Below are 816 nucleotides of genomic sequence, written 5' to 3'. Positions count from 1 at the left end.
AATTACCATTAGATCCGGAAAGGGTGCATTTACCGTAGCTGAGAATTTTCTTGTTTTTATCAAATTTCAAACAAAAGATGAGAAGGAACGAATTACCTGGATAATAGAGATTCGTCGTCCTGAGGAAGATAATATTTACATTACTGTCCCACATGATGACCTTTTTGATGCGAGGGCAATAGAGAAGATTTTCGGTGGATACAAACTTAGCTTTTCATTAAACCCACTTCAGTTACAAAAACTGAGAAAGTTTCTGTTTGATAGCACAGCTTTCCCTATGGCCAAGTCAGTTTTGAGGTACGGTATGGAACCCACTTCCGAACTCTATTTCTTTTCAAATCTTGCAATCAGTAAAGCCGGGGAAATTCTCAGGCCAGATATACATGGTGTTATCAATTATGATGATCAATATTTTAAGCTTCCATACTTTCAAAAAGGGATCCCGTCGGCATTTGAGTATTCAGAAAATGAAGTAACCTTTAACGATTGGTTTGAACTCTTTTCGAATGCCCAAGGAGAATATATAGGGTTTCTAACAGCCTCCTTTTTACTCTTCAGCATATTCAGGGATGTAGGCATTAAAGCAAATAACTTTTCACCCATTCTTTTCATCACAGGTGTGGCTGGATCGGGCAAGAGCACCACTTTTATCCATCTAAATTACGTATTTGGTACAGATGGAAAAGGGATGACTGTAAACTTAAAAGGTAAGAATACTGAGGCAGCAGTGGTTGCTAAAATGGAACAGCGGTATAATGGTTTTCAGTTTGCGGACGATTACTATCCTAATCATCCATTGACGCCGCTGTTTCAAGC

Annotated in this window: 1 pseudogene; it reads left to right on the top strand. The window is 38.6% G+C overall.

Annotation, left to right across the window (positions count from 1 at the left end):
* Nucleotides 1-816, top strand: a pseudogene (locus tag ACTIE6_RS24170) (hypothetical protein); the annotation flags it as partial.

The sequence above is a fragment of the Dyadobacter sp. genome (assembly GCF_051859145.1).
GTDB lineage: Bacteria > Bacteroidota > Bacteroidia > Cytophagales > Spirosomataceae > Dyadobacter.
The sequence above is the reverse complement of the archived record's forward strand: the minus strand, read 5'-3'. Positions and strand labels throughout refer to the sequence as shown.